This is a genomic window from Stenotrophomonas sp. GW821-FHT09E08 (assembly GCF_059416125.1).
Window position 1 is genome coordinate 1 of sequence record NZ_JBWKOO010000022.1, and the last position, 25,003, is coordinate 25,003.

A 25,003-nucleotide genomic window follows, 5' to 3' on the forward strand; every position below is an offset into this window, starting at 1 on the left:
CCCAACCCGCCCGAGGCATGCCTCGGGCCCATGCGGCTCACGCCCCCGCAACCGGACCCACCCCGCCTTCGACAGTTCTCTGCGATCTGCCGGGACGGCGTTCTGCGCGACTGTTGGTGGGTGTCGACCAAGGTCGGCACCTACCGGGTCAGAGCCCCTGCATCAATGCCATCTGCGCAGAATGCGGGGCTTCGTCGTGGGCCGGGGTGCGCTTGTGGTAGATACCGTCGGCGTCAAGGTCCCAGGCGTTGAGATTGTCATCGAGGTAGTTCTGCAGGACCTCGCGGTACACCCGCTTGGCCAGTCCCGGGTCGAGGATCGGGAAGCAGGTCTCGACCCGACGCAGCAGGTTGCGTTCCAGCCAGTCGGCGCTGGCGCAGTAAAGCTCCGGTGCACCGTCGTTGCCGAACCAGTACACGCGACTGTGCTCGAGGAAGCGGCCGACGATCGAGCGCACGCGGATGTTGTCCGACACGCCCGGCACGCCGGGGCGCAGGGTGCAGGCTCCACGGATGATCAGGTCGATCTGCACACCGGCCTGCGAGGCGGCGTACAGCGCGCGCACCACCTGCGGTTCGTTCAGTGCGTTCATCTTGGCGATGATCCGCGCCGGGCGCCCGGCAGCCGCGATGCGCGTTTCGCGTTCGATGCGGCCGAGGATGCCGGTGTGCAGGGTGAAGGGCGACTGCAGCAGGCGCTTGAGTTTCATCTTCGAGGCCAGCCCGGACAGCTGCTGGAACAGCAGGTGCACGTCGTTGCCGATGTCCGCGTCGGCGGTGATCAGGCTGATGTCGGTGTAGGCCCGGGCAGTGCCGCTGTGGTAGTTGCCGGTGCCCAGGTGCACGTAGCGGCGCAGCTTGCGGCCCTCGCGGCGCACGATCAGCAGCATCTTGGCGTGCGTCTTGTAGCCGACCACGCCATACACCACCTGCACGCCGGCTTCCTGCAGGCGATCGGCCAGGCCGAGGTTGGCTTCTTCATCGAAACGGGCGCGCAGCTCGACCACCACGGTCACGTCCTTGCCGTTGCGTGCGGCCTGGATCAGTGCGTCCACGATCAGCGAATCCTTGCCGGTGCGGTACAGGGTCTGCTTGATCGCCAGCACGTTGGGGTCGATCGCCGCCTGCCGGATCAGGTCAAGCACGGCGGTGAAGGCATCGAACGGGTGGTGCAGCAGCAGGTCCTGGCGGGCCGTGGTCTCGAAGATGCCGTCGCTGTCGCGCAACGTGCGCGGGGTCATCGGCGGGTACTTCAGGTCGGGCTGTGCGATCAGGTCGTACAGCTGGATGATGCGGTTGAGGTTGACCGGGCCGTCAATGCGGTACACCGCGTTCTCGGTCAGGCCGAAATTCTGCAGCAGGGTGCGCACGATCTCGCGCGGCATGTCATGGGCGATCTCCAGCCGCACCGCCGGGCGGTAGCCACGGTCGACCAGCTCATCGCGCAGGGCCAGCGCCAGGTTCTCCACTTCTTCCTCGTCCACCACCAGCTCGGAGTTGCGCGTGACGCGGAACTGGTAGGCGCCCTGGACTTCCAGGCCAGGGAACAGCTCGTCGACGAAGGTGGACAGCACCGAGGACAGGAACACGAAGTTCTGCGGCCCGCCGAGCTTCTCCGGCAGCTGGATGATGCGCGGCAGCGAGCGTGGCGCGCGCACGATGGCGAGGTGGCCGGTGCGGCCGAACGCATCGGTACCCTTCAGCACCACCACGATGTTCAGCGACTTGTTGAGGATCTTCGGGAACGGGTGCACCGGGTCCAGGCCCAGCGGTGACAGCACCGGCATGATCTCGTTGCGGAAGTACGCGCGCAGCCAGCGCTTCTGTCGGTGCGTCCAGGAGTGACGGCCGAGCACGCCGATGCCGGCCTCCATCAATGCCGGGCGCAGTGTCTGGTTCCAGCAGCGGTATTGCTGGTCCACCAGTTCCGCGGCGCGGTCGTGGATGGCGTTGAGGATGGCCTGCGGGCTCATTCCATCCGGCGCCGGTGGCAGGCCGAATTCCTGCGCATGGCGCACCGCGGCGGCGCGGATCTCGAAGAACTCGTCGAGGTTGGTGCAGGAGATGCACATGAAGCGCAGGCGCTCCAGCAGCGGCACCTGCGGGTCCATCGCCTGGGCCAGCACGCGGAAGTTGAAATCCAGCTGAGACAGTTCGCGGTTGATGTACAGCGCCGGGTCGCGCAACGGATCGTTGTCCGGGCTCACGGGGAGGGGGAGGGATCCGAGGCTGCTCATGGCGTCATTCTTCGATGGAGGTCAGGGGGGCGGACTTGCGCGGGCGCACGTGGTCGGCATCGAAATGGCAGGAGAACACCGAGCCCTTGCCGACTTCGCTTTCAATCTCCAGCCGTGCGTGATGCAGGCCGAGGATGTGCTTGACGATGGATAGGCCCAGGCCGGTACCGCCGCTTTCGCGCGAACGGCTGCTGGAGACACGGTAGAAGCGTTCGGTCAGGCGCGGCAGGTGGCTGGCCGGGATGCCATAGCCGGAGTCGCGTACCGCCAGCACCGCGCCATCGCCTTCGCGACGGAACTCGACCGCGATGCGGCCCTCGGCCGGGGTGTAGCGCACGGCATTGGTGACCAGGTTGGAGAACGCGCTGTGCAGTTCCTTGGTCGAGCCCTGCAGGTCGACGCCGGCCAGGTCGTCGATGCTGATCTGGTGGCGGCCCTGGCTGTGCGCTTCGGCCTCGCGGCGCAGCGTCGCCAGCATCGGCTGCATCGCCACGGTCTCCTCCTCGCTGTGCTCCTGCGATTCCAGCCTCGACAGGGTCAACAGGTCTTCCACCAGCTGGGCCATGCGCTGGCTCTGCTTGCGCATTTCTTCCAGCATCGGTCCGGTTCCCGGGAAATCTTCCGGGTCCATCATGTCCAGGTAGCCGTGGACCACGGTGAGCGGCGTGCGCAGCTCATGTGAAACGTTGGCCACGAAATCGCGGCGCACCTGTTCCAGGCGCAGCAGCTTGCTGACGTCGCGGGCGATCAGCAGCCAGTAATCCGACGAATAGGGAATCAGGCGCAGGTTGAGGCGGATTGCCGGATCGACCGGCGAGGGAACATCCAGGATCGGCTCGGCATTGCGGCCGCCGGCCAGCCAGTGCGCCAGCGGCATCGGCTGCAGGCGCTCAACCAGCGCCTCACCCAGGTCGCCGGGATGGTGCAGGCCGAGCAGGGCGGTGGCGGCCTCGTTGAACCACTGCACACGCTGGCTGTTGCGATCCAGCACCACCACCGCATCGGGAAGCGCGGCGGCCGCGGCGCGGTAGCTGCGCAGCATGTCCAGCAGGCGGCGCTTGCGCACGCGCATCTCCACCTGGTTGCGGTACAGCAGGCGATCCAGCTCGTTCCAGACGCCGGTGCCTTCCTCGGCGGTGTCCCAGCGCTGGCGCGCGGTCAGCCGGCGCAGCACGGTTCGCAGGCGCCAGTAGTGCCAGGTGAGGGTCGCCAGCGCGCCCAGTGCGATGCACAACCACAGGTGGCCCGTGAACCACCCCACCAGTCCGGAGAACAGCAGTACCGCGGCGACAGTGGCCAGGGTCTTCAACCAGGCAGAGCGGATGTGGCGGGGCATTGCGATCTCGTCGTTGAAGTGCGGCGGTTCACTGGGGTGAACCGAGGGTTATAGCAGAGTTGCCGGCGCCGGCACCCGCGGGTGCGCGGCGCCGCCACGACGAGACTCAGGTGGACGTGGAGAAGCGATAACCAGCGCCGCGCACGGTCTGCACCATGTTCTCGGCGTTGAACGGTTCCAGCGTCTTGCGCAGGCGGCGGATGTGCACGTCGATGGTTCGCTCTTCCACGTACACGCTGCCGCCCCATACATGGTCCAGCAGCTGGGCGCGGGTGTAGACGCGTTCCGGATGGGTCATGAAGAAGTGCAGCAGCCGGTATTCGGTCGGGCCGATCGGCACCGGCTGGTCGTTGGCGAACACGCGGTGGGCGGCGCCGTCGATGCGGATCGGGCCGACCGCAACGCTGCCGTCCTCGTCGTCCTCGCGGGCACGGCGCATGACCGCGCGGATGCGGGCCAGCAGTTCGCGCGCCGAGAATGGTTTGACCACGTAGTCGTCAACGCCGGCTTCGAGGCCACCGACGCGGTCGTTCTCTTCGCCACGGGCAGTCAGCATGATGATCGGCACTTCGCGGGTCAGGGTCTCCTTGCGCCAGCGGCGGGCAAGGTCCAGGCCGCTGGTGCCGGGCAGCATCCAGTCCAGCAGGATCAGGTCCGGAACGCGATCGGCGATCGCGGTCTGGGCCTCGCGGGCGTCGCCGGCGTGGACCGGTTCGTAATCGCCCTTGCGCAGGGCGAAGGCGACCATTTCACGGATCGCGGGCTCGTCGTCGACGATCAGGATGCGTTTCTGCACGAGGACACCGTAGGGCTCGGTTACTGGAGTGGTGCCAGTAGACTACGGTTTGATGACATGTTTGTGACCAACCGGCCGGAACCCGCGCTCAGTGCCATCGGCCGGTCATGCAGCGCTCAGCGGCGGTCCAGATCGGGGTCCTGCACGCCCTGCCGGCGCAGTTCCAGCACGGTGGGGGTGATCGCTTCGATGCGCGCGTCCACCCGGGCCCGCCCCACATAGTCCAGCGCCGGATTGCGCTTGAGCGCCTGCAGCTGCATCAGCGACTGTTCCGGCCGCCCGCTGAGGAACGCTGCCTCGGCATAGGCCTCGCTGGCCCGCACGCTGTCACCGGCCAGTTCGCTGGCGCGGGCGTAACGCTGCTGGAAGACCGGATCGTTACCACTTTGCGACAGCAGAGGCCGCAACATGGCCTGAGCGCGCTGGCCGGCCTCGCGGTTGCCCTGTTCGTTCAGGATTTCGGCATAGGTCAGCGCCACCGGGCGGCTGTTGGGGTGCTCGCGCAGCAGCTGCTCGAAGCGGCTGTTGGCCTGGGCGGTCTGCCCGGCGCGCAGTTCGGCCTCACCCAGCGCCAGTGCCAGCCACAGGTTGTCCTGGCGGGTCTGCAGCAGGCCCGCCAGCGTCTGCCGGGCCTGCGTGGCGCCGCTGCGGCCGCCTCGCATCATGGCCAGGGCCTGGCCATAGCGCTGGGCATCGTTGAGGCCGTCCTTCTGGCGTTTGGCCATGTCCGCATACTCGCGCTCCAGCTCAGCGGTGGAATCCGCGCTGAGCACGCGCAGGCGCTCGCGTGCCCAATCGAAGTCGCCGCTGGCGCCACGGCTGAGCTGGCCCATCGGAATGCGCAGCACGCTGCTGGGCAGCAACGGGTTGTTTCCACGCAGCAGCGGTTCGGCCAGGCTTGGATCGGCCGGGTCCACCCGTTCCTTGCGCTCACCGCTGGGGGTACTGGTGGTCAGCAGCACCGTGTCCTTCTTCATCTGGTCGGCGCGGGCCTTGGCTTCGCTGATGCGGGTGATGTTGACCGGGTGCGTGCGCAGGAACTCGGGGACGCTGTAGCCGCCCTCGTTGCCGCGCATTGCTGCGGACATCCTCTCGAAGAAGCCGGCCATCGCATCCACGTCGTAGCCGCTGCGCGCCAGCGTGCGGATGCCGAGGCGGTCGGCCTCGGACTCGTTGGAGCGGGTGTAGTTGATCTGGCGCTGCTGCATCAGGCCCATGCCCGAGCTGATCGCGGCCATGGTCGCGTTGCCCGAGGACGAACTGTTGCTGGCCTGGGCGGCCACTACGGCCGCCAGCATGCCGAGCAGGATCGGGATCTGGTCGCGCTGGGCGCGCTCGACCCCGCGCAGTACGTGCTGCTGGGTGACGTGGGCGATTTCGTGCGACAGCACCGCCGCCACCTCGTCCTCGCGCTCGGCCGTCAGCACCAGGCCGGCATTGACGCCGATGTAGCCGCCCAGGGTGGCGAAGGCATTGATCTGCCGGTCCTTCATGACGAAGAAGGTGTAGGGCTGGCGTGGCTGGTCACTGTTGGAGCCGAGCCGGGTGCCCATGGTCTGCAGCCAGTCGTTGACCAGCGGATCGTCCAGCAGGTAGCCGTAGTTGCGCAGCTCGCGCAGCATCATCGCGCCGTACTCGGCCTGGCGCGCCGGGGTCAGCAGCTCGCCGGCCGAGGAGCCGATGTCGGGCAGCTTCTCCTGGGCCTGGGCCAACGGCATGGCCAGGGCCAGGGTGACGGCGGTAGTCAGCAGCAGGGCTCGCAAGCAGAAGGTCCTCGGGCGGGGCGCACCAAGCGTGGCAGGGCAGGGGGCAACCATTCGTTAATCCACAGTGTTGCGGCCGTGGCGTGGAAATTCCAGCGCACCGGTACCATATATGGACCGTCGATCCATCGTGGAGTTTCCCGTGACAGCCCAGACCGCCGGCGGTGCCCCCGCCATCACCATCTATTCCACCGCCGTCTGCCCGTACTGCGTGGCCGCCAAGAACTTCCTGAAGAGCAAGGGACAGCAGTGGACCGAGGTCCGCATCGACCTGGACCCGGTCGAGCGCGAGAAGATGATGGCCAGGACCCGCCGTACCAGCGTGCCGCAGATCTTCGTCGGCGACGTCCACGTGGGCGGCTACGACGACATGATGGCCCTGCACCGTGAAGGCAAGCTCGAGCCGCTGCTGGCCGGGCAGGGCCAGGCATGAGCGCGGCCGACGACGGCAGCAAGGACCGCATCGCCGAGTTCACCGACTTCCGCAAGCGCATGAACGAGCGCATCCTGGGCGAACCGAACCAGGTGGTGCGGCGCTTCTTCGCGCTGGACACGCAGACCTACCAGGCCGGCGCGCTGGATGTGAAGACCAAGGAGCTGCTGGGCCTGGTGGCCTCGATGGTGCTGCGCTGCGACGACTGCATCAGCTACCACGTAGCCCAGTGCAAGGATGCCGGGGTGACCCGCGAAGAGTTTTTCGAGACCTTCTCGGTCGGCCTGGTGGTCGGCGGTTCCATCGTCATCCCGCACCTGCGCCGAGCGGTCGACTTCCTCGACCAGCTCGAAGGCGGTGCTGCCGCCCCCGGAGCGCACGAGCACTGAGCCTGGCGGTGGCCGGGAACCGGGCCCTGTGGCCCTCCCGGTAGTGCCGGCCGCTGGCCGGCATCCCGTTAACCCGACATGGCCGAGGTTGCTGGCCAGCGGCCGGCACTACCGCACCCGCGAGGGGCCTTTCCCGCGATCCAACAACCCAGGAGCCCCTTCTTGTTGGAGGGGCGCGCCGAAGGCGGGGGTAGAGGAGGAACGCGTGGGCAATTCTGCCTGAGCCGGGGAGTGGGACCATGGGCTATTTGGGACCTCGGCCCCGGCTCAGGCATAATTGCGGGTGAAACTTCCTTTGCGCCGGCGTTTCCGGGCACGTCCGGACGGCGTTTTTCCCCCTGTTCGGAACATCGATCAATGACGCAGAAAATTACGGTCATCCGCGGCGACGGCATTGGCCCGGAAATCATGGACGCCACCCTGTACGTGCTCGACCAGCTCAAGACTGGCCTGGAGTACGAAGACGCTGACGCCGGCCTGGTGGCCCTGGAAAAGCACGGCGACCTGATGCCGGCGGTGACCCTGGAATCGATCGCGCGCAACAAGGTCGCGCTGAAGAGCCCGCTGACCACCCCGGTCGGTGGTGGCTTCACCTCGATCAACGTCAGCCTGCGCCGCCACTTCGACCTGTACGCCAACGTGCGTCCGGCCCATACCTTCCCGAACACCAAGTCGCGTTTCGACAACGTCGACCTGATCACCGTTCGTGAGAACACCGAAGGCGCCTACCTGGCTGAAGGCCAGGAAGTGTCGGCCGATGGCGAGACCGCCTTCTCCGGCACCCGTATCACCCGCAAGGGCTCTGAGCGCATCGTGCGCTATGCCTTCGAGCTGGCCCGCAGTGTCGGCCGCAAGAAGGTCACCGCGGTGCACAAGGCCAACATCATCAAGTCGACCTCGGGCCTGTTCCTGAACGTCGCCCGTGAAGTCGCCGCCCAGTACCCGGACATCGAATTCCAGGAAATGATCGTCGACAACTGCTGCATGCAGCTGGTGATGCGTCCGGAACAGTTCGACGTGATCGTCACCACCAACCTGTTCGGCGACATCATCTCCGACCTGTGCGCCGGCCTGGTGGGCGGCCTGGGCCTGGCCCCGGGTGCCAACATCGGCAAGGACGCGGCAATCTTCGAGGCCGTGCACGGCACCGCGCCGGATATCGCCGGCCAGGGCAAGGCCAATCCGTGCGCGCTGCTGCTGGCAGCCGCGCAGATGCTGGACCATATCGGCCAGCCGGAAAACGCCGAGCGCCTGCGCAAGGCCATCGTGGCCACCATGGAAGCCAAGGATTCGCTGACCGGCGACCTCGGCGGCACTGGCAACACGATGGGCTTCGCCAAGGCGATCGCCAGCCGCCTGTAAGCGGTCTGGATGTGCACAGCGGGACGCGGCACGCGACTCCCGATGTGCACCGATACCGATGCATGCAATGCGCGACAGGCCCGTTGAAGCGGGCCTGTCTGCGTTTTCGCTCCTCAACTGCTACGGGCGCAGGAGTCCTGCATGTCCTCTACGACCTGGTGGGTCCTCGCCGCCGTTGCGATCTATATGCTCGGTGTGGCTGTGTACTCCGTTTACTTCTGGCCCGCCTCGCGCGCGCAACGCGCATTGTCCCGCCTGAGCCGCGAGGGAGCGCCGCTGCGCCGGCTCACGCCGAGTGAGGCGCGCTGGATGCAGGTGTTCGCTGTTCCTGCCGATTCCCCGGTGTATTCGCTGCACGGGCCGTACGTGTTGCTCACCTGGGGAAGTATGAGCGGGCCGCAGCAACTGCACACCCTGGCCGGCGTGCCGGTGAAGTTCGCGTCCGGCCAGGAGCAGGCCTTGCGTGCTGGCGACAACAACGCCGAGGTCGTAGTCGGCAGTCAGCATGCTTGGGTGCTGCGCCTGAACGGCACTGCGGTGTAGTCACGTGCTTTTGACCAGTAGCGCACCCTCGCTACGCCTTCTGGCTGGCCCGCAGCACCGGCGGAGAAGTGTTCACTAAGGTGCACAAGACCAACAGCATGACGTTCCAGGGGTTTCTTTCTGTGCAAAAAACGCACAGATCATGTGCGCTTTTCTGGCTGGTCCGTGCATGCCGCGTTCCGCATCCTGTGTCCACTTTCCAGCGCACAGGAGCGCGACGATGAACCTCAATACCTTTGGCCTGGCCAGTCTGATCGGCATGGCGACCCTGTCCCCGCTGGCCGCCGCCGAGCCGGCGCATCCCACCATCCGGCATATGGCGGGCGCACCGGTCGCGACCTCGTTGGATGCGGCCAGGACCGCCGTGCTGGTGATCGACTTCCAGAACGAGTACTTCGATGCCAGTGCCGCCTCGGGCTTTGCCGGTGGCCGCATGGTCATCCCCGATGGCGTGGCGGCGCTGCGCCAGGCGAAGCGGGTGGTCGAATTTGCCGATGCCCAAGGCATCCGCGTGATCCACGTGCAGCATGTGCTGCCGGCCGGCGCGCCGCTGTTCGCGCAGGGCAGCGTCAACGCCGCCTTCCATCGTGATCTGCAGCCGCGCCAGGGCGAGACCGTGGTGCAGAAGGACAACGTCAGCGTGTTCGCCGGTGACTCGGCGGCCGTGCTCGACCAGGTGCTGAAGGATGCCGGCATCGACACCCTGATCGTCACTGGCCTGCAGACCCATGCCTGCGTGGCCGGTGCCGCCCGCGATGCCGCAGCCGCACCGCGTGGTTACCGGGTGATCGTGTCATCCGATGCAACCGCCAGTCGCGACCTGGACCTGGCCGGTGGCCAGCGCATCGGTCATCGCGCGCTGCATGACGCCTCGCTGGCGCAGATCGAAGACACCTTCGGCGATGTCATGAGTACCGACGCGATCCTGGCGCTGCCGGTGCGCAAGGCCGGCGACCGCGCTTGATAAGCTGGTGGGGCCCGCATGCCGTGGGCCCCGACACGTGGAGCCGCCCGCCGATGGATCACTTCGCCGCCCTGCGTGCGCTGCGCGCCATCGTCGACGCAGGCAGCTTCACTGCTGCCGCCGAGCGCCTGGGTACCACCCATTCGGCGATGTCGCGGCAACTGCGGCAGCTGGAAGAACACCTGCAGGTGCGCCTGCTCGATCGCAACAGCCGCCGGCTGTCGCTGACCGAAGCCGGGCGCGATTACTACCGGGAAGCGGCAGCGCTGCTGGATCGGCTGCAGGAAGCGGACGAGCATGCGCGTGCCGGCCAGGCACAGCCCAGTGGCACGCTGCGGATCAGCGTGCCGCAGGTGGTTGCCAGCCAGGAGTTGCCGCACTGGCTGCCCTCATTCCTTCAGCGCTACCCGCAGGTGACGCTGGATCTTTCTGCCGATGACCAGCTGGTCGACGTGGTCGGCGGCGGCTTCGACCTGGCGCTGCGCATCGCGGCTTCGTTGCCGGACAGCCAGTTGGTCGCGCGCGAACTGGCCAGTTGTCCACGCATCCTGGTGGCGGCGCCTGCTTACCTGGCCCGGCACGGCCTGCCACGGCAGGCCGCGGACCTGCGGCAGCACACCCTGCTGGGCTTCAGTCCTACGCCTGCGATGTCGCCATGGCAGTTGCAGGGGCCGCGCGGTGCCAGCGCCAGCATCGAGGCCGGCCAGCGTCTGCGGGTGGACGCGACGCCAGCGCTGCATGCCGCCGCACTGGCTGGAATGGGCATCAGCCTGTTCACTGCGCTTACCGTGCAGGAAGACCTGCGCGCCGGTCGACTGATCCGCGTGTTGCCAGCGTGGCATGCAGGCCAGCGCCGCTACTTCGCGCTCTATCCGCATGCCAGGGCACTCGCCCCCAAGGTGCGCGCGCTGGTCGAGCACCTCGCCGCGCACTACGCTGCACAGATCGGCGCAACAGGTTAGCCGCGCGGTCATAGCGAGGGTGGTGATGGAATCGGTGTATCTGCTGGTCGCGCTCGGTGCGATCGTCGCCGGATTCGTGCAGGGGTTGTCCGGTTTCGCTTTCGGCATGGTGGCGATGTCGTTCTGGGCGTGGGGGCTGGAGCCGCGATTGGCGGCCACGCTGTCGGTGTTCGGCGCGCTGGTTGGCCAGCTGGTAGCCGTGTTCACCGTACGCCGCGGCTTCAACCTGCGCCTGCTGCTGCCGTTCGTGCTCGGTGGATTGGCTGGTATTCCGCTGGGCGTGATGGTGCTGCCGCAGCTCGATATGAACTGGTTCAAGGCGCTTCTGGGTGGCTTCCTGGCACTGTGGTGCCCGGTGATGCTGGTGGCGCGCTCGCTGCCGCCGATCACCGCCGGAGGCCGTTTCGGGGACGCGATCGCCGGCATGGCCGGTGGCGTGCTCAGCGGCATCGGTGGCTTTGCCGGCCCGGTACCGACGCTGTGGAGCACGCTGCGCGGCTTCGGCAAGGACGAGCAGCGCGCGGTCATCCAGAACTTCAACCTGGCGATGCTGGCGGTGACCATGGCCACCTACGTCGGCAGTGGTCTGGTGGACCGCCAGATGCTGCCCTATTTCGCCATCGTGGCACCGGCCATGCTGGTGCCGACCCTGCTGGGCGCGCGGGTCTACATCGGCATCAGCGAGGCACGCTTCCGGCAGGTCGTGCTGGGCCTGCTGACCGTGTCAGGCATCGCGTTGCTGGCGTCGTCGCTGCCGGTGCTGCTGGCGCGCTCCGTCACCGGCTGAGGTTCAGGCCGGGCGGAACATGCGGAAGCGCTGTTCGGCGCCGATCCGGAAGTAATCGGCGGGGCCACCGCCGCGCAGAATGGGGGCCGCTGCCGCGGTATCGTAGATGCCATCGACCAGCAGCCTTGCATCGATATGCACCGCAACCACTTCACCCAGCACCAGCCAGCCGTTGGTGTCCTGGCCGGCGGCATCGAGCAGGCGCACGATCTGGGTGCAGCGGCATTCCATGCTCACCGGGCTCTGTGCCACACGGGGTGGCGCGACCTGCGTAGACGCCAACGGGGTCAGTCCGGCCAGGGCGAACTCATCGACGTCCGCGGCGACCGCGCGGCAGCTTTCGTTCATTGCCTCGGCCAGGTCGAAGGTGGCCAGGTTCCAGACGAACTCACCGGTGGCTTCGATGTTGCGCAACGAGTCTTTGCGGCCCTGGCTGGAGAAGCCGATGATCGGAGGGGTGTAGTTGAAGGCGTTGAAGAAACTGTAGGGCGCCAGGTTCAGGGTGCCCTCGCCATCGCAGCTGGAAATCCAGCCGATCGGGCGCGGGCCGATGATGGCGTTGAATGGGTCGTGTGGCAGGCGATGGCCGTCGGCCGGGCGGTAGCTGTGGAAGGTGTCGGGCATAGGTGGCTTCGGTAGAGTCGAGCTTGCTCGACTGGTTTTACATCCGTCTCGGCGCTACGAAAAAGCCGCGACCCTCACGGATCGCGGCTTGTCGTTTACGCCATGGCGTGACTCAGCGCTGCTGGATCTTCGACAGCAGGCGCAGGAACTCCACGTACAGCCACACCAGGGTCACCATCAGGCCGAATGCGCCATACCACTCCATGTACTTCGGCGCGCGCTGGGCGACCCCGGTTTCGATGAAGTCGAAATCCAGCACCAGGTTCAACGCGGCCACGACCACCACGAACAGGCTGAAGGCGATGCCCAGCAAGCTGGAGTCGTGGATCACCGGCACGTTGATGTTGAAGAAGCTCAGTACGAACGAGGCCAGGTAGAGCAGGGCGATGCCGCCGGTTGCCGCGACCACGCCCATCTTGAAGTTTTCGGTGGCCTTGATCAGGCCGCTGCGGTAAGCGAACAGGAGCGCGAACAGGGTGCCGAAGGTCAGCAATACCGCCTGGAACACGATGCCGGGGAACTTGGCGTTGAACAGCGCCGAGATCGCGCCCAGGAACAGGCCTTCGACCAGCGCGTACATCGGTGCGGTGACCGGCGACCATTCCTTCTTGAACACTGTGATCAGCGCCAGCACCAGGCCGCCGATGGCGCCGCCCATGGCATACAGCTTGGCGCCGGCCATGACCTGGCCGTAATCATCGATGGTCTGGTTCCAGGCGAAGGCGGCGGTCAGCACGGTCAACAGCAGCAGGAAGCCGGTCTTGTTGACGGTGCCGTTGAGGGTCATGGCCTGGTCGGGGCTGGTCACCACCGAGCCACTGGCAAGGTCGAGGAAGGTGGACTCGGAAAGAGCCGGGTTGCCGCTGCGCATGCGTGTTCTCCGTGCGAATGAAGGTCAGGACGGCCATCCGGCCGATGGTCGCGAGCATAGCCGATGACTGCTTTCGGCGCTGTGGCAGGCTTCGGGTCTGCACATCCCGCGTTGACAGTTCGCGATGCGCTTGGCGACAATGGCGAGCTCCCCGGGCACGGCCCGAGGGGATTGCAAGATCGGGGTATAGCGCAGTCTGGTAGCGCGCCTGCTTTGGGAGCAGGATGTCGGGGGTTCGAATCCCTCTACCCCGACCAATCCCACGCCATGTCGGATTGGACACCGTTCGGTCTGGGCGCCCGTAGCTCAACTGGATAGAGCACCGGCCTTCTAAGCCGGCGGTTACAGGTTCGATTCCTGTCGGGCGCGCCATATATATCAATAACTTGCGCGCAAGTTTGGCAGTCATTCTGGCTGGCTCCGAAAATGGCTCCGGAAATCCGGCTAGGATCTCGCTCCTTTTTTCACCGCCAGATGATGCGGGTAGGACACGTGCCAGTAGTAGATGCACACCCCAAACCTGTCCTCAAGCGAGAGGTTGAAGTGATCCACATAGCCTGCGCTTTCGGTGGCCTGGACGAATTCCTCCAATAGCCCCTGGTCCTTAGAATCGTCCAGCTTGCGGGCGAGCGAATTGCGCAGTTTGTTCAGCTTTCGTAGCGCGAGCCAGACTTCTGGGCGGTCCTCCGACGCGATCGCATGCGCCAATTTGATCTTCAGATCAAATGTGAGGCGTGCTCCCTCTAGGGCGCCTGGATTGGGGAGGCGAGCAGTAATGAAGTTGTCCAACTGCTCTTCAATCAGAAGATGCCCCTTCAGCGTCGACAGGGTTAGATCGAATGTGTGCCCAGCCAAAGACGCGGCGCAGGTAGCTGAGCCAATGGTTCGCCTTGGTCGGATAGCCGGGAATGGCGGCATCACCAGGCTTCGTTCCGGGCCTGCCTTGGGCAATGATGTCGATCAGCCGGCGGATAGACTCTGGCGACAAGCGGTCCACCACGGCATCACCAAGCTTGCTCCCGTTCTTCAGGGGGAACACCTTGATTGCCTTCGCATAGTCTCGATAGTGCTGCTGCGTGGTCGCGCCGAGTTGGGAGAAAGCAAGGCTCTTGGCGTGCTGATTGATGACGTAGGCGATGTTGCCCCTTTGCGCCTCGCCCCCGGGTTGCGGCGCCGTGCGTGGTTCAAAGCCCGGCAGCAGTCCCCTTTGCCCGAAGGCACAGGGGCAGCCCGGCATTGGAATGGGGCAACGCGATCGACAAAGGAAAAGGCCAGCGCAGTGCGCTGGCCTTCCTTGTGTTGCGGTGGAGTCACTCTGCTCCAGTGCATCCCTGATGGGTCACATCTGTTCCAGGTCGCCCACGCGCACCTTGCCACCGCCGCCACCGCAGTTGCCGTAACAGCCGCCGCCGATCGGGCCGCTGCCACCACCGCCGCCGCCACCGCCACCGCCACCGCCACCTTGTGCAGGCGGTGGCAGGACCGTGGAAATGACGTTGCCACTATCGAATGTCTTGTTCTCGCGCAGGGTGTAGTCAGCGCAGACGATGCCATTGCACACGGTCAACGTGTCTCCGGGTTTCATCCGGTTTGCAACCTGCCACACGGTTCCGCTGCTGGGGCTCAGGCGCGCTCGTTCGTTGGAAAGCACACGGTAAGTGGCTTCATCCGGATTCGGGACGGTTACCGCGCACTCGCTGCACTGGAGAACGCCGCGTTTTGCCGCATACGCTTCCCAGGTGGTCAGAAGCGCCAGCGTTGCGAGCAGGACCGAGAGATGCTTGGCCCTGAACCTAAAAGTGTCCTTGTTTCCCACAGTTTCCATCTATTCCTTTCCCCTATTTCAGGATGCAACAGTTCTGGTAGATTTTTTCAGCAAGCTTTCGTGAGTTGGCCTTCTCCTCCTGAGTCAGGTTGTTTTCGTAGCGCATCAGGTCTTCATTCGTGACCAGGCGCGGATTGATCCTCTGCACCGTGCGTGCGTATGCCCAAGCGCGCGACGCGTCGGGATTGGTGAAACTGCCGGATGCGTACGCCCGTTCAAGATCGCCGAGCGCGGATATGTTTCCTTGGGCAGCCAGCGCGTCGAGGTAGTTGAGCGCTGTTTCCTTCCAGCGTTCGAGCTTCGCTGGATCACGGATGGCGTCATCGAGCGAACCGATCACCTTCTCCGGAGACAGCGAGTAAGCGCGCATAGCCTCCTGCGAGCCCATGGCGGCAGCCTTCGAGAGCCAGTCTGTTTGATAGATGTCCTGGTCCAGTACCAGTGATTCGCACTCCTTGAGGATCCGCTCGGACCTTTCCAGGAACCATCCGCCCGCACCGACACTGGCGGCCGACTCGGCAAGCGTGTCAGCGCGGTCGGAGGTAAAAGTCCGGCACTGCTCGATGGTGAGATAGATTTCGTGGGTTGCCGTGGCATCTCCGGATTCGGAGCGCAGCATCAGTTGCTTGACGTGGGCGAGAGCGTCACCGGGAGGGCGGAACTCATGTCCCCTGACGATTTCGTAGGCCTTCGGTCCCACGGCCTTGTACGAGCCTGGCGGGATCTTGTTGTCCCTCTCAAGCCTCTGTGCGATCGCTGCCCCCGACGTCGGAAGCTGACTTCCCTGGGCCGCCCCGTCCTCCTGGCTGCCACGCTTTCCGGATTCTCCCTGTGTGGCATCGACAGTCGCCTGCTGCCGGTAGCTGGACACTGCAACGGCTGCCACTGCCAGCACTGCTGCCAGCGCGACGAATCCGATTAGCCGCTTGCTCATCAATTGATCTCACCTTCATTGCAGGAACCGGCATGGTTGCAAACGCGCATCTCGCCTTCCATGTCCAGCAGCTAACGTTGTATGAATGGATCCCCCCCATTCCGATTCGGGATTTGTTCGCCATTTGTTCACATTACATTCACGCAATGATGGATTGATCAGGCGTGGTGGAAGGTGCAACGCAGGGCAGGGAAGTGCCTGCGTTCGATAGTGCTTGCGCTCACTGTGTCGTTCGACGTGATCGATGTGCCGGGCATCGACATCGGAGATCCTGATAACACGCAAGGACGACAGGCCATCGCTTTCCCGCCGTGTGTTTCCAGGTGGGATGTGGCACGCAACGCGATGGGTCCGTTGCTCGACGGAGAGGTGCTGCCGTGCCTGCCGTTGCAGACCACGCAGGGGAGAGGTGGCGCTGGCATTCCCGGGCGTGCATGCAGCTACGTTGCACGCGATCCCGGCAGAGCAGCCATGGCCCATGCTCCACTTCGCAGGTGCGGTCGACGTGATCGCGGTGCCGGGTTGAGCGAGCGCGGGGGGAGCGGAAAACCCTGTTCCTCCCCCTGCACATCAATGTGAAGAAGTGCTTGCAATTCCCGAGCGACTCCCGGAAAATGCCGGACTCGCTTCGGGGCACGGACTTCTGGTTCTGCCCAGTCGCAACGCATCAAGTCCAAGTGTCAGTGGTATCGATGCAGGGACGAAAGTTTCAGTGGTGGCTGTAGCTCAGTTGGTTAGAGTACCGGATTGTGATTCCGGTGGTCGGGGGTTCGAATCCCCTCAGCCACCCCACTGATTCAACCGCATCGGCGCAGCCGACACGGTATTGCAATAAACAGAAGGCACGCTACAATGTGCGTCTGAGTTTCACGGGCCGTTAGCTCAGTTGGTAGAGCAGTTGACTCTTAATCAATAGGTCCAAGGTTCGAATCCTTGACGGCCCACCAAGACAGAAGCCACCTGGCATGCCGGGTGGCTTTTTTCTTATAAGTGTGACCCCTTCGATTCGATGGCGGACACGCTGCGGAGTCCCGCCTGGTGCGGGTCTTCTGCGGGAGCGGGATCGTAGTGCTGCTTTCAACGCTGTTGAAAAAAGTGCTTGCGCCCACCGAGCGGATCGGGTCATAATTCGCGCCCCGATTTCGGGCTGTTAGCTCAGTTGGTAGAGCAGTTGACTCTTAATCAATAGGTCCAAGGTTCGAATCCTTGACAGCCCACCAGACAAAAGCCACTTGGTCCGCCAAGTGGCTTTTTTCTTGCCTGCGCTCGGGCGATCAGCTGTAGTCGCACTTCCACGCATGACGTGGATCCACCAGGGATGCTTGAAACCGGGTTACATGCGTCATCAGTGTTTTCAATGCTGTGCTCTGCATCTCACCGGGCGCGCGCTGCATCACTCCCAATGGATGTTCCGCGCAAAGCGCATGTTGGAGAGCACGTCGATGTTGCGAGTGAACCGAAGCACGAAGCTGGTTGGAGCGGGCCTGTTGGTGATGGCATTGTCGGCCTGCGGTAGAAGCGAAACGCCGGGGCAGGATCCCTCCCGCACGGTCGAGCGGCCGGCCGGTACCGATTCGATTCCCACGCAGCAGGCCGGAACTGGCATGCATGCCGGTGAAACGGGTGCGACGCCCGCCGATCCGGCGGCGGCCGATGTGGAGATTCGCCATTCGACCGATGGGCAGGGCGTCGAGGTACACAAAGTGGACAAGGCGGGCGCGGAGCTGGTCGCGCCGGTGAAGTAACCTGCCGGGCCCGGAATGGCTCCGGTCTTCCGGGCCCTCTGGCTGTCGCACGGCCTGCCTTGCGCGCTTGGATTGCGGGACGGGCGCACATTCATCTTTGTCATGCCTTTCGCTTTCCAGCCCCGCCTGCGACAATGAATCCCTGTGCCGGCCACGCGAAAGTGGCGGAATTGGTAGACGCCCTGGATTTAGGTTCCAGTGTCGCAAGGCGTGGGGGTTCGAGTCCCCCCTTTCGCACCAGTGCCGGCCTGTCCCCGCCCTGATTGGGCCATCTGCGCCCCTTGACCGGCACGCGCTGGCAGTGCAGGCCAAATTGGGCGAAACTAAAGGGCTGCGGCAAGCAGGCGCGTCCCAGACGTCGTGTCCTTACAACCGTTTCATCCCAATCATCGAGCCGGGGGCCTGGGCCACCGGTGGCAGGAGTCAACATGCAAGCTTCGATCGAATCCACCGGCAACCTGGAACGCCGCCTGAGCTTCTCGCTGCCGGAAGACCGTCTGCAGAGCCACATCGTCGGCCGCCTGGGCGAAATCGCCCGTACAACCCGCATCAAGGGTTTCCGTCCGGGCAAGGTGCCGGCCAAGGTGATCGAGCATCGCTTCGGCGCGCAGGTCCGTGGCGAGGCGCTGGATGGACTGCTGCGCGAGACCTTCGACGCGGCCGTGCGCGAGCACGACCTGCGCATCGTCGGCAGCCCGCGCATCGACAAGGGTGACGAAGGTGAATTCTCCTTCGTCGCCACCGTGGAAGTGGTGCCGGACTTCGGCGACATCGACGTCAGCAAGCTGACCGTCGTGCGCCACAGCGCCGAGATCACCGATGCCGACATCGACCAGATGATCGAGAACCTGCAGAACCAGCGTCGCACCTGGGCCCCGGTCAGCCGTGGCGCGCAGGACGGTGACCTGGTCGCGGTGGAAACCTGGTCGCAGGCCGGCGAAGAGCGCCTGCCGGCCGAGGGCACCGAGAAGGGTTCGATCGTGCTCGGCCAGGGCATGATGTTCGAAACCATCGAAAAGGGCCTGGTCGGCCTGGCCAAGGGTGAAGAAAAGACGCTGGACGTCGAGTTCCCGGCGGACTGGCGCGTGCCGGTGCTGGCTGGCAAAACCGTGCAGGTCACCGTCAAGGTCGCCGAAGTGTCCGAGCCGGTCGTGCCGGCGGTCGACGAAGCCTTCATCAAGAGCTTCGGCGTGAAGGGCGGCGACGTCGAGCAGTTCCGCAGCGACATCCGCGCCAACCTGGAGCGCGAGCTGAAGGGCGCCCTGATGAACCGCCTGCGCCGTGAAGTGGGCGAGCAGTTGATCGCCGCCTATGCCTCGGTGGAGATGCCGCCGCGCCTGGTCGAGAACGAAGCCCGCGCCATGCTGGCCCAGCAGGTCGAGCAGATCCGCCGCAATGGCCAGAACGTCGGTGAGATCCCGGCCGATGCCCATGAAGGCTTCAAGGATGCTGCCGCCAAGCGCGTGCTGGTCGGTCTGCTGGTCGGTGAAGTGGCCCGCGTCAACGATCTGCGCCTGGAAGCCAAGCGCCTGAACGAAACGATGCGCCTGATCGCTTCGACCTATGAAGAGCCGGAACAGGTCATTGAGATGTACCGCAACGACCCCCAGCTGATGTCTGGCCTGCAGAACCGCGTGATGGAAGAGCAGGTGATCGACTGGATCGCCGAGCGTGCCCAGCACACTGAAGAAAAGCTGTCGTTCCAGGACGCGATCCGCCAGTAAGTCCGGGCGGATCACCGGATGCCCCGCGCCTGTCCCGGCGCGGGGTTGTTTTCCCCCAAGATAGGTACCTCACGTAATGGACAACCGAACCAAAGCCCTGAACCTGGTTCCGATGGTGGTCGAGCAGACCAGCCGCGGCGAGCGTGCCTACGACATCTATTCGCGCCTGTTGAAGGAGCGCCTGATCTTCCTGGTGGGCCCGATCGACGATCACATGGCCAACGTGGTGGTGGCGCAGTTGCTGTTCCTGGAATCGGAAAACCCGGAAAAGGACATCAACATCTACATCAACTCGCCGGGTGGCGTGGTCACCGCCGGTATGGCGATCTACGACACCATGCAGTACATCAAGCCGAATGTGAGCACCACCTGCATCGGCCAGGCCGCCTCGATGGGCGCCCTGCTGCTGGCCGCGGGCGAAGCCGGCAAGCGCTATGCGCTGCCGAACTCGCGCGTGATGATCCACCAGCCGCTGGGTGGCTACCAGGGCCAGGCCACCGACATCGACATCCACGCGCGTGAGATCCTGACCCTGCGTTCGCGCCTGAACGAAGTGCTGGCCAAGCACACCGGCCAGTCGCTGGAGACGATCGCCCGCGACACCGAGCGCGACAACTTCAAGAGCGCGTTCGAGGCACAGGCCTATGGTCTGGTCGACCAGGTTCTGGAGCGTCGTCCGGATGAGTCGATCCAGGCCGGCTGAGCCATCATCACGGGGCCCTGGAGGTCCCGTTCCTGCAGGGTCGGGCGGGACTGGTGTCCCTCCGGCCCTGTGCTATTCTCGAATCGAACCCCCGTTCAGCGGGTGGGGTAACTGGGTAAGCGAAGCATGAGCGAAGACCGCCAAGGTCGTTCCACGGACACCGGCAAGATCCTCTACTGCTCTTTCTGCGGCAAGAGCCAGCATGAAGTGCGCAAGCTGATTGCGGGTCCGAGCGTGTTCATCTGCGATGAATGCGTGGAGCTGTGCAACGACATCATCCGTGAGGAACTTGAGGAAAAGGCGCAGTCGGCGCGCAGCTCGCTGCCCAAACCGCGCGAGATCCTCGAGGTCCTCGACCAGTACGTGATCGGCCAGAACCGTGCCAAGCGTACCCTGGCCGTGGCTGTGTACAACCACTACAAGCGCATCGAAAGCCGGCAGAAGAACGACGAGGTCGAACTGGCCAAGTCGAACATCCTGCTGGTCGGCCCGACCGGTTCGGGCAAGACGCTGCTGGCCGAGACCCTGGCCCGCCTGCTCAACGTGCCGTTCACCATGGCCGACGCCACCACGCTGACCGAAGCCGGTTACGTGGGCGAGGACGTGGAGAACATCATCCAGAAGCTGCTGCAGAAGTGCGACTACGACGTCGAGAAGGCACAGCAGGGCATCGTCTACATCGATGAAATCGACAAGATCTCGCGCAAGAGCGAGAACCCGTCGATCACCCGCGATGTGTCCGGCGAAGGCGTGCAGCAGGCCCTGTTGAAGCTGATCGAAGGCACCGTGGCCAGCGTTCCGCCGCAGGGTGGCCGCAAGCACCCGCAGCAGGAATTCCTGCAGGTGGACACCAAGAACATCCTGTTCATCTGCGGCGGCGCGTTCGCCGGGCTGGACAAGGTGATCCAGGCCCGTTCCACCGACGTCGGCAGCATCGGCTTCGGCGCCAAGGTGAAGAGCGCCGAGCGCAAGCAGGAAGTGGGCAAGGTGCTGGCTGAAGTCGAGCCGGAAGACCTGATCAAGTTCGGCCTGATCCCCGAGTTCGTCGGCCGCCTGCCGGTGGTGGCGACCCTGGAGGAGCTGGACGAGCCGGCCCTGATCAAGATCCTGACCGAGCCGAAGAACGCCATCACCAAGCAGTTCAAGAAGCTGTTCGAGATGGAGAACGTCGAGCTGGAGTTCCGTCCGGACGCGTTGTCGGCCATTGCCAGGAAGGCGCTCAAGCGCAAGACCGGCGCCCGTGGCCTGCGCACCATCGTCGAATCGGTTCTGCTGGACACCATGTACGACCTGCCGTCGCAGGAAAACGTCAGCAAGGTGGTGGTGGACGAGTCGGTGATCGAGCACAAGTCCGAGCCGTACCTGATCTACCAGACCCCGGCGGCCCCCGAACAGAAGGCCGCAGGCGCCGAGTGATCCTTTCAAGTTTTTGATTTGAAAGGATTTTGAACGAACGCCTTGCATCTGAAAGCCGATGGCCCCATAACGGGGCCATCGGCTTTTTTTGTCTCCGGAAGATGCCCTCCCGGAGGCGGTTTTCCCCTTCCCTGGAGCCCCCATGGCCCGTTCCCCAAGTGAAACCCTCGACCTGCCGGTCCTGCCGCTGCGCGACGTAGTGGTGTTCCCGCACATGGTCATCCCGCTGTTCGTCGGCCGTGACAAGTCCATGCACGCGCTCGAACAGGCAATGGAAGCGGACAAGCGCATCCTGCTGCTGGCGCAGAAGTCGGCCGAGACCGATGACCCGCATGCGGCCGACCTCTACCAGGTCGGTACGCTGGCGCAGGTGCTGCAGCTGCTGAAGCTGCCCGACGGCACCATCAAGGTGCTGGTCGAAGGCCTGTCGCGCGTGCAGGTGACCCACGTCGACGAGCGCAACGGCTCGCTGCATGGCCAGGCCGTGGAGATCGACGCCACCGACGAACGCGAAGCGCGCGAGGTCGAGGCGATCGCCCGCTCGCTGATGTCGTTGTTCGAGCAGTACGTGAAGACCAACCGCAAGCTGCCGCCGGAGTTGCTGCAGACCCTGTCCGGCATCGATGAGCCGGCGCGTCTGGCCGACACCATTGCCGCGCACATCAGCGTGCGCCTGTCTGACAAGCAGCGCCTGCTGGAAACGCTGGCGGTGGGCGACCGCCTGGAGATGCTGGTCGGCCTGGTCGACGGCGAGATCGACGTGCAGCAGATGGAAAAGCGCATCCGCGGCCGCGTGAAGTCGCAGATGGAGAAGAGCCAGCGCGAGTACTACCTCAACGAACAGATGAAGGCCATCCAGAAGGAACTGGGTGACCTCGACGACGCACCGGGCGAGCTGGAAGAGCTGGCCCGCAAGATTGCTGAAGCGGGCATGCCCAAGCCGGTGGAAACCAAGGCGCGCAACGAACTGAACAAGCTCAAGCAGATGTCGCCGATGTCGGCTGAAGCGGCGGTGGTGCGCAACTACCTGGAGTGGCTGCTGGGCGTGCCGTGGAAGAAGCGCAGCAAGGTGCGCAAGGACCTGAAGGCCGCGCAGGACACCCTGGACGCCGATCACTACGGCCTGGAGAAGGTCAAGGAACGCATCCTTGAGTACCTGGCAGTGCAGTCGCGGGTGAAGCAGATGAAGGGGCCGATCCTGTGCCTGGTTGGTCCGCCGGGCGTGGGCAAGACCTCGCTGGGCCAGTCCATCGCCAAGGCCACCAACCGCAAGTTCGTGCGCATGTCGCTGGGTGGCGTACGCGACGAGGCCGAGATCCGTGGCCATCGCCGCACCTACGTCGGTTCGATGCCGGGCCGCATCGTGCAGAACCTCAACAAGGTGGGCAGCAAGAACCCGCTGTTCGTGCTGGATGAGATCGACAAGATGTCGATGGACTTCCGTGGCGATCCGTCGTCGGCGCTGCTGGAAGTGCTCGATCCGGAGCAGAACAACGCCTTCAACGACCACTACCTGGAAGTGGACCTGGACCTGTCCGAAGTGATGTTCGTGGCCACCTCGAACTCACTCAACATTCCGGGCCCGCTGCTGGACCGCATGGAAGTGATCCGCATCCCCGGCTACACCGAGGATGAGAAGCTCAACATCGCCACCCGTTACCTGTCGCCCAAGCAGATCAAGGCCAACGGCCTGAAGCCGGAAGAGCTGGAAATCGGCGCCGATGCCATCCAGGACATCGTGCGTTACTACACGCGCGAATCGGGCGTGCGCAACCTGGAGCGCGAGATCGCCAAGATCTGCCGCAAGGTGGTGAAGGAAATCGCGCTGGCCGGCCCGCAGCCGGTGAAGGCGAAGAAGGGCGCGAAGAAGTCCAAGGCGCTGGTCAGCGTGACCGGGAAGAACCTGGACAAGTACCTGGGTGTGCGCCGCTTCGACTTCGGTCGCGCCGAGGAAGAGAACGAGATCGGCTTGGTCACCGGCCTGGCCTGGACCGAGGTGGGCGGCGATCTGCTGCAGATCGAATCGACACTGGTGCCGGGCAAGGGCCAGCTGATCCTGACCGGCCAGCTCGGCAACGTGATGAAGGAATCGGCGTCGGCGGCACTGTCGGTGGTGCGTTCGCGTGCGGTGGGCTTTGGCATCGACAGCGACTTCCTGCAGAAGCACGACGTGCACGTGCACGTGCCCGATGGCGCCACGCCGAAGGACGGCCCCAGCGCCGGTGCAGCGATGGTCACCTCGCTGGTGTCGATGCTGACCAAGGTGCCGGTGCGTGCCGATGTGGCGATGACCGGCGAGATCACCCTGCGTGGTCGCGTCACTGCCATCGGTGGCCTGAAGGAGAAGCTGCTGGCCGCACTGCGTGGCGGTATCCGCACCGTCATCATCCCCGAAGAGAACCGCAAGGACCTGGCCGACATCCCGGCCAGCGTCACCCGCGATCTGCAGATCGTGCCGGTGAAGTACATCGAAGAAGTCCTGGACCTGGCGCTGGAGCGTCCGCTGGCACCGAAGAAGGCGCGCAAGAGTGCGCAACGCGTCACGGTGCGTAGCAAGGCCAAACCGAGTGGAAGCGCGCGCGTCAAGCATTGACGCGCGCTGTCCAATGGCTTGAAACCCGCGTCGTTGCTGGCTTTCCAGCTTGCGTGGGGGTAGGGCCACTGGTATAAAAGCAGCACTCGCGAATGAGTGATCGCTGTCGGCGATGACTGAATCAGCGAACCGTTTCCACATGGCGGCCGCATGCAGAAGGCGTGCGGTTGCTTCCCTGTCGAATCTGCGGAACCCACCGCCAAAGGAGTTGTAAAGAATGAACAAGACCGAATTGATCGATGCCGTTGCTGAAGCTGCCGACCTGACCAAGGCCGAGTCCAGCCGCGCTGTCGATGCCGTCGTTGCTGCCGTCACCAAGGCGCTGAAGGACGGCGATGCGGTCACCCTGGTTGGCTTCGGTACCTTCCAGGTCCGCGACCGTGCTGCCCGCACCGGCCGCAACCCGAAGACCGGCGACACCATCAAGATCGCTGCTTCGAAGAATCCGTCGTTCAAGGCTGGTAAGGCCCTGAAGGATGCTGTAAACTAAGCGGCTCGCTGGGGTGCTTAGCTCAGCGGTAGAGCGTCTCCTTTACACGGAGAGGGTCGGGGGTTCGAAACCCTCAGCACCCACCACAGCACCGCGGTAAAAGTTTGAGTGTGGAGCGGTAGTTCAGCTGGTTAGAATGCTGGCCTGTCACGCCGGAGGTCGCGGGTTCGAGTCCCGTCCGCTCCGCCATTCAACGAGGCCTCCGGCCAAAAGCTGGAGGCTTTGTTTTCTTCCCGGTCCAGATCGGCAGAAAACAAAAAAGGTAACAATGCGGAGCGGTAGTTCAGCTGGTTAGAATGCTGGCCTGTCACGCCGGAGGTCGCGGGTTCGAGTCCCGTCCGCTCCGCCATTCATCGAGGCCCCCGGTCGAAAGCTGGGGGCCTTGTCTTCTTCCCGGTCCAGATCGGCAGAAAACAAAAAAGGTAACAATGCGGAGCGGTAGTTCAGCTGGTTAGAATGCTGGCCTGTCACGCCGGAGGTCGCGGGTTCGAGTCCCGTCCGCTCCGC

At 64.6% G+C, this 25,003-nt stretch carries 23 protein-coding genes and 10 tRNA genes; 23 read left to right on the forward strand and 10 right to left on the reverse strand.

Going from position 1 to position 25,003, the window contains the following annotated elements; translation table 11 throughout:
* Positions 1-148 precede the first annotated feature (148 nt).
* The 4 genes from ppk1 to AC07M7_RS19775 all read right to left on the reverse strand — a co-directional run bounded on the left by ppk1 (position 149) and on the right by AC07M7_RS19775 (position 6,131).
* Positions 149-2,236, reverse strand: a complete 2,088-nt coding sequence (gene ppk1 / locus AC07M7_RS19760; protein ID WP_046986953.1) for a polyphosphate kinase 1 — start codon at positions 2,234-2,236, stop codon at positions 149-151.
* Between the two features lie 4 nt (positions 2,237-2,240).
* On the reverse strand, positions 2,241-3,572 hold the full coding sequence (gene phoR, locus AC07M7_RS19765) for a phosphate regulon sensor histidine kinase PhoR (protein ID WP_495208109.1): 1,332 nt from the start codon (positions 3,570-3,572) through the stop codon (positions 2,241-2,243).
* 106 nt (positions 3,573-3,678) lie between these two features.
* Positions 3,679-4,368: a phosphate regulon transcriptional regulator PhoB gene (gene phoB, locus AC07M7_RS19770; protein WP_004146035.1), complete on the reverse strand. Its 690-nt coding sequence runs from the start codon at positions 4,366-4,368 to the stop codon at positions 3,679-3,681.
* 116 nt (positions 4,369-4,484) lie between these two features.
* The gene (locus AC07M7_RS19775) at positions 4,485-6,131 is read right to left on the reverse strand and encodes a M48 family metalloprotease (protein WP_495208110.1); all 1,647 of its coding nucleotides are present in this window, start codon (positions 6,129-6,131) and stop codon (positions 4,485-4,487) included.
* A gap of 142 nt (positions 6,132-6,273) precedes the next feature.
* Here AC07M7_RS19775 and grxC point away from each other — a divergent pair, with 142 nt between their 5' ends.
* The 7 genes from grxC (at position 6,274) to AC07M7_RS19810 (ending at position 11,571) form a co-directional block, all read left to right on the forward strand.
* Complete coding sequence (grxC, locus tag AC07M7_RS19780; protein WP_004146039.1) at positions 6,274-6,564, forward strand: glutaredoxin 3; 291 nt, start codon at positions 6,274-6,276, stop codon at positions 6,562-6,564.
* On the forward strand, positions 6,561-6,953 hold the full coding sequence (locus AC07M7_RS19785; RefSeq protein ID WP_495208111.1) for a carboxymuconolactone decarboxylase family protein: 393 nt from the start codon (positions 6,561-6,563) through the stop codon (positions 6,951-6,953). Before grxC ends, AC07M7_RS19785 begins: the two co-directional genes overlap by 4 nt.
* 357 nt (positions 6,954-7,310) lie before the next feature.
* Positions 7,311-8,315 (forward strand): isocitrate dehydrogenase, encoded by a 1,005-nt coding sequence (locus tag AC07M7_RS19790; protein WP_136639746.1) that lies wholly within the window; start codon positions 7,311-7,313, stop codon positions 8,313-8,315.
* A 141-nt stretch (positions 8,316-8,456) separates the two neighbouring features.
* Entirely contained in the window at positions 8,457-8,858 is a 402-nt protein-coding gene (locus AC07M7_RS19795) for a hypothetical protein (RefSeq protein ID WP_428710330.1), read from the forward strand.
* A gap of 220 nt (positions 8,859-9,078) precedes the next feature.
* Positions 9,079-9,822 carry a cysteine hydrolase family protein gene (locus AC07M7_RS19800; RefSeq protein WP_295379992.1) on the forward strand — a complete coding sequence of 248 codons (744 nt, stop codon included), beginning with the start codon at positions 9,079-9,081 and terminating at the stop codon, positions 9,820-9,822.
* Positions 9,823-9,875: 53 nt separating this feature from the next.
* Entirely contained in the window at positions 9,876-10,784 is a 909-nt protein-coding gene (locus tag AC07M7_RS19805; RefSeq protein WP_495208112.1) for a LysR family transcriptional regulator, read from the forward strand.
* A gap of 25 nt (positions 10,785-10,809) precedes the next feature.
* Positions 10,810-11,571 carry a sulfite exporter TauE/SafE family protein gene (locus AC07M7_RS19810; RefSeq protein WP_495208113.1) on the forward strand — a complete coding sequence of 254 codons (762 nt, stop codon included), beginning with the start codon at positions 10,810-10,812 and terminating at the stop codon, positions 11,569-11,571.
* A 3-nt stretch (positions 11,572-11,574) separates the two neighbouring features.
* Here AC07M7_RS19810 and AC07M7_RS19815 read toward each other — a convergent pair whose 3' ends face one another.
* Together AC07M7_RS19815 and AC07M7_RS19820 are read right to left on the reverse strand one after the other, a co-directional pair.
* Positions 11,575-12,195, reverse strand: a complete 621-nt coding sequence (locus AC07M7_RS19815) for a flavin reductase family protein (protein ID WP_136639742.1) — start codon at positions 12,193-12,195, stop codon at positions 11,575-11,577.
* Between the two features lie 112 nt (positions 12,196-12,307).
* Positions 12,308-13,066 carry a Bax inhibitor-1/YccA family protein gene (locus AC07M7_RS19820; RefSeq protein ID WP_136639741.1) on the reverse strand — a complete coding sequence of 253 codons (759 nt, stop codon included), beginning with the start codon at positions 13,064-13,066 and terminating at the stop codon, positions 12,308-12,310.
* Positions 13,067-13,246: 180 nt separating this feature from the next.
* Between AC07M7_RS19820 and AC07M7_RS19825 the strand changes: the two genes are divergently transcribed.
* A tRNA-Pro gene (locus AC07M7_RS19825) sits at positions 13,247-13,323 on the forward strand.
* A 38-nt stretch (positions 13,324-13,361) separates the two neighbouring features.
* A tRNA-Arg gene (locus tag AC07M7_RS19830) sits at positions 13,362-13,438 on the forward strand.
* A gap of 72 nt (positions 13,439-13,510) precedes the next feature.
* On the opposite strand, the gene AC07M7_RS19835 is transcribed toward AC07M7_RS19830, so the two are convergent.
* The 4 genes from AC07M7_RS19835 to AC07M7_RS19850 form a co-directional block, all read right to left on the reverse strand.
* Positions 13,511-13,855, reverse strand: coding sequence for a hypothetical protein (locus AC07M7_RS19835; protein WP_495208114.1), 345 nt, complete (start codon positions 13,853-13,855; stop codon positions 13,511-13,513).
* Between the two features lie 7 nt (positions 13,856-13,862).
* On the reverse strand, positions 13,863-14,303 hold the full coding sequence (locus tag AC07M7_RS19840) for a hypothetical protein (protein WP_495208115.1): 441 nt from the start codon (positions 14,301-14,303) through the stop codon (positions 13,863-13,865).
* 102 nt (positions 14,304-14,405) lie between these two features.
* Positions 14,406-14,651, reverse strand: coding sequence for a hypothetical protein (locus AC07M7_RS19845; protein WP_495208116.1), 246 nt, complete (start codon positions 14,649-14,651; stop codon positions 14,406-14,408).
* A 253-nt stretch (positions 14,652-14,904) separates the two neighbouring features.
* Entirely contained in the window at positions 14,905-15,825 is a 921-nt protein-coding gene (locus AC07M7_RS19850) for a hypothetical protein (RefSeq protein WP_495208117.1), read from the reverse strand.
* 715 nt (positions 15,826-16,540) lie between these two features.
* Between AC07M7_RS19850 and AC07M7_RS19855 the strand changes: the two genes are divergently transcribed.
* The 14 genes from AC07M7_RS19855 to AC07M7_RS19920 all read left to right on the forward strand — a co-directional run bounded on the left by AC07M7_RS19855 (position 16,541) and on the right by AC07M7_RS19920 (position 25,002).
* Positions 16,541-16,617, forward strand: a tRNA-His gene (locus tag AC07M7_RS19855).
* Positions 16,618-16,696: 79 nt separating this feature from the next.
* Positions 16,697-16,772: transfer RNA gene (locus AC07M7_RS19860), tRNA-Lys, on the forward strand.
* A gap of 197 nt (positions 16,773-16,969) precedes the next feature.
* Positions 16,970-17,045 (forward strand) — tRNA-Lys (locus AC07M7_RS19865).
* Positions 17,046-17,123: 78 nt separating this feature from the next.
* Positions 17,124-17,570: a hypothetical protein gene (locus AC07M7_RS19870; RefSeq protein WP_495208118.1), complete on the forward strand. Its 447-nt coding sequence runs from the start codon at positions 17,124-17,126 to the stop codon at positions 17,568-17,570.
* A 155-nt stretch (positions 17,571-17,725) separates the two neighbouring features.
* Positions 17,726-17,810 (forward strand) — tRNA-Leu (locus AC07M7_RS19875).
* Between the two features lie 188 nt (positions 17,811-17,998).
* Entirely contained in the window at positions 17,999-19,294 is a 1,296-nt protein-coding gene (tig, locus tag AC07M7_RS19880) for a trigger factor (RefSeq protein WP_495208119.1), read from the forward strand.
* A 76-nt stretch (positions 19,295-19,370) separates the two neighbouring features.
* A complete protein-coding gene (gene clpP / locus AC07M7_RS19885) occupies positions 19,371-19,997 on the forward strand; it encodes an ATP-dependent Clp endopeptidase proteolytic subunit ClpP (RefSeq protein WP_004146318.1) in 627 nt (208 codons plus the stop codon).
* Positions 19,998-20,123: 126 nt separating this feature from the next.
* Complete coding sequence (gene clpX, locus AC07M7_RS19890) at positions 20,124-21,413, forward strand: ATP-dependent Clp protease ATP-binding subunit ClpX (protein WP_004146319.1); 1,290 nt, start codon at positions 20,124-20,126, stop codon at positions 21,411-21,413.
* Positions 21,414-21,555: 142 nt separating this feature from the next.
* Complete coding sequence (lon, locus tag AC07M7_RS19895) at positions 21,556-24,006, forward strand: endopeptidase La (RefSeq protein WP_495208120.1); 2,451 nt, start codon at positions 21,556-21,558, stop codon at positions 24,004-24,006.
* A 217-nt stretch (positions 24,007-24,223) separates the two neighbouring features.
* The gene (locus AC07M7_RS19900) at positions 24,224-24,496 is read left to right on the forward strand and encodes an HU family DNA-binding protein (RefSeq protein WP_004146343.1); all 273 of its coding nucleotides are present in this window, start codon (positions 24,224-24,226) and stop codon (positions 24,494-24,496) included.
* Between the two features lie 11 nt (positions 24,497-24,507).
* Positions 24,508-24,582, forward strand: a tRNA-Val gene (locus AC07M7_RS19905).
* Between the two features lie 26 nt (positions 24,583-24,608).
* Positions 24,609-24,685, forward strand: a tRNA-Asp gene (locus tag AC07M7_RS19910).
* A gap of 83 nt (positions 24,686-24,768) precedes the next feature.
* A tRNA-Asp gene (locus AC07M7_RS19915) sits at positions 24,769-24,845 on the forward strand.
* Between the two features lie 83 nt (positions 24,846-24,928).
* Positions 24,929-25,002: transfer RNA gene (locus tag AC07M7_RS19920), tRNA-Asp, on the forward strand.
* Position 25,003: the final 1 nt, after the last annotated feature.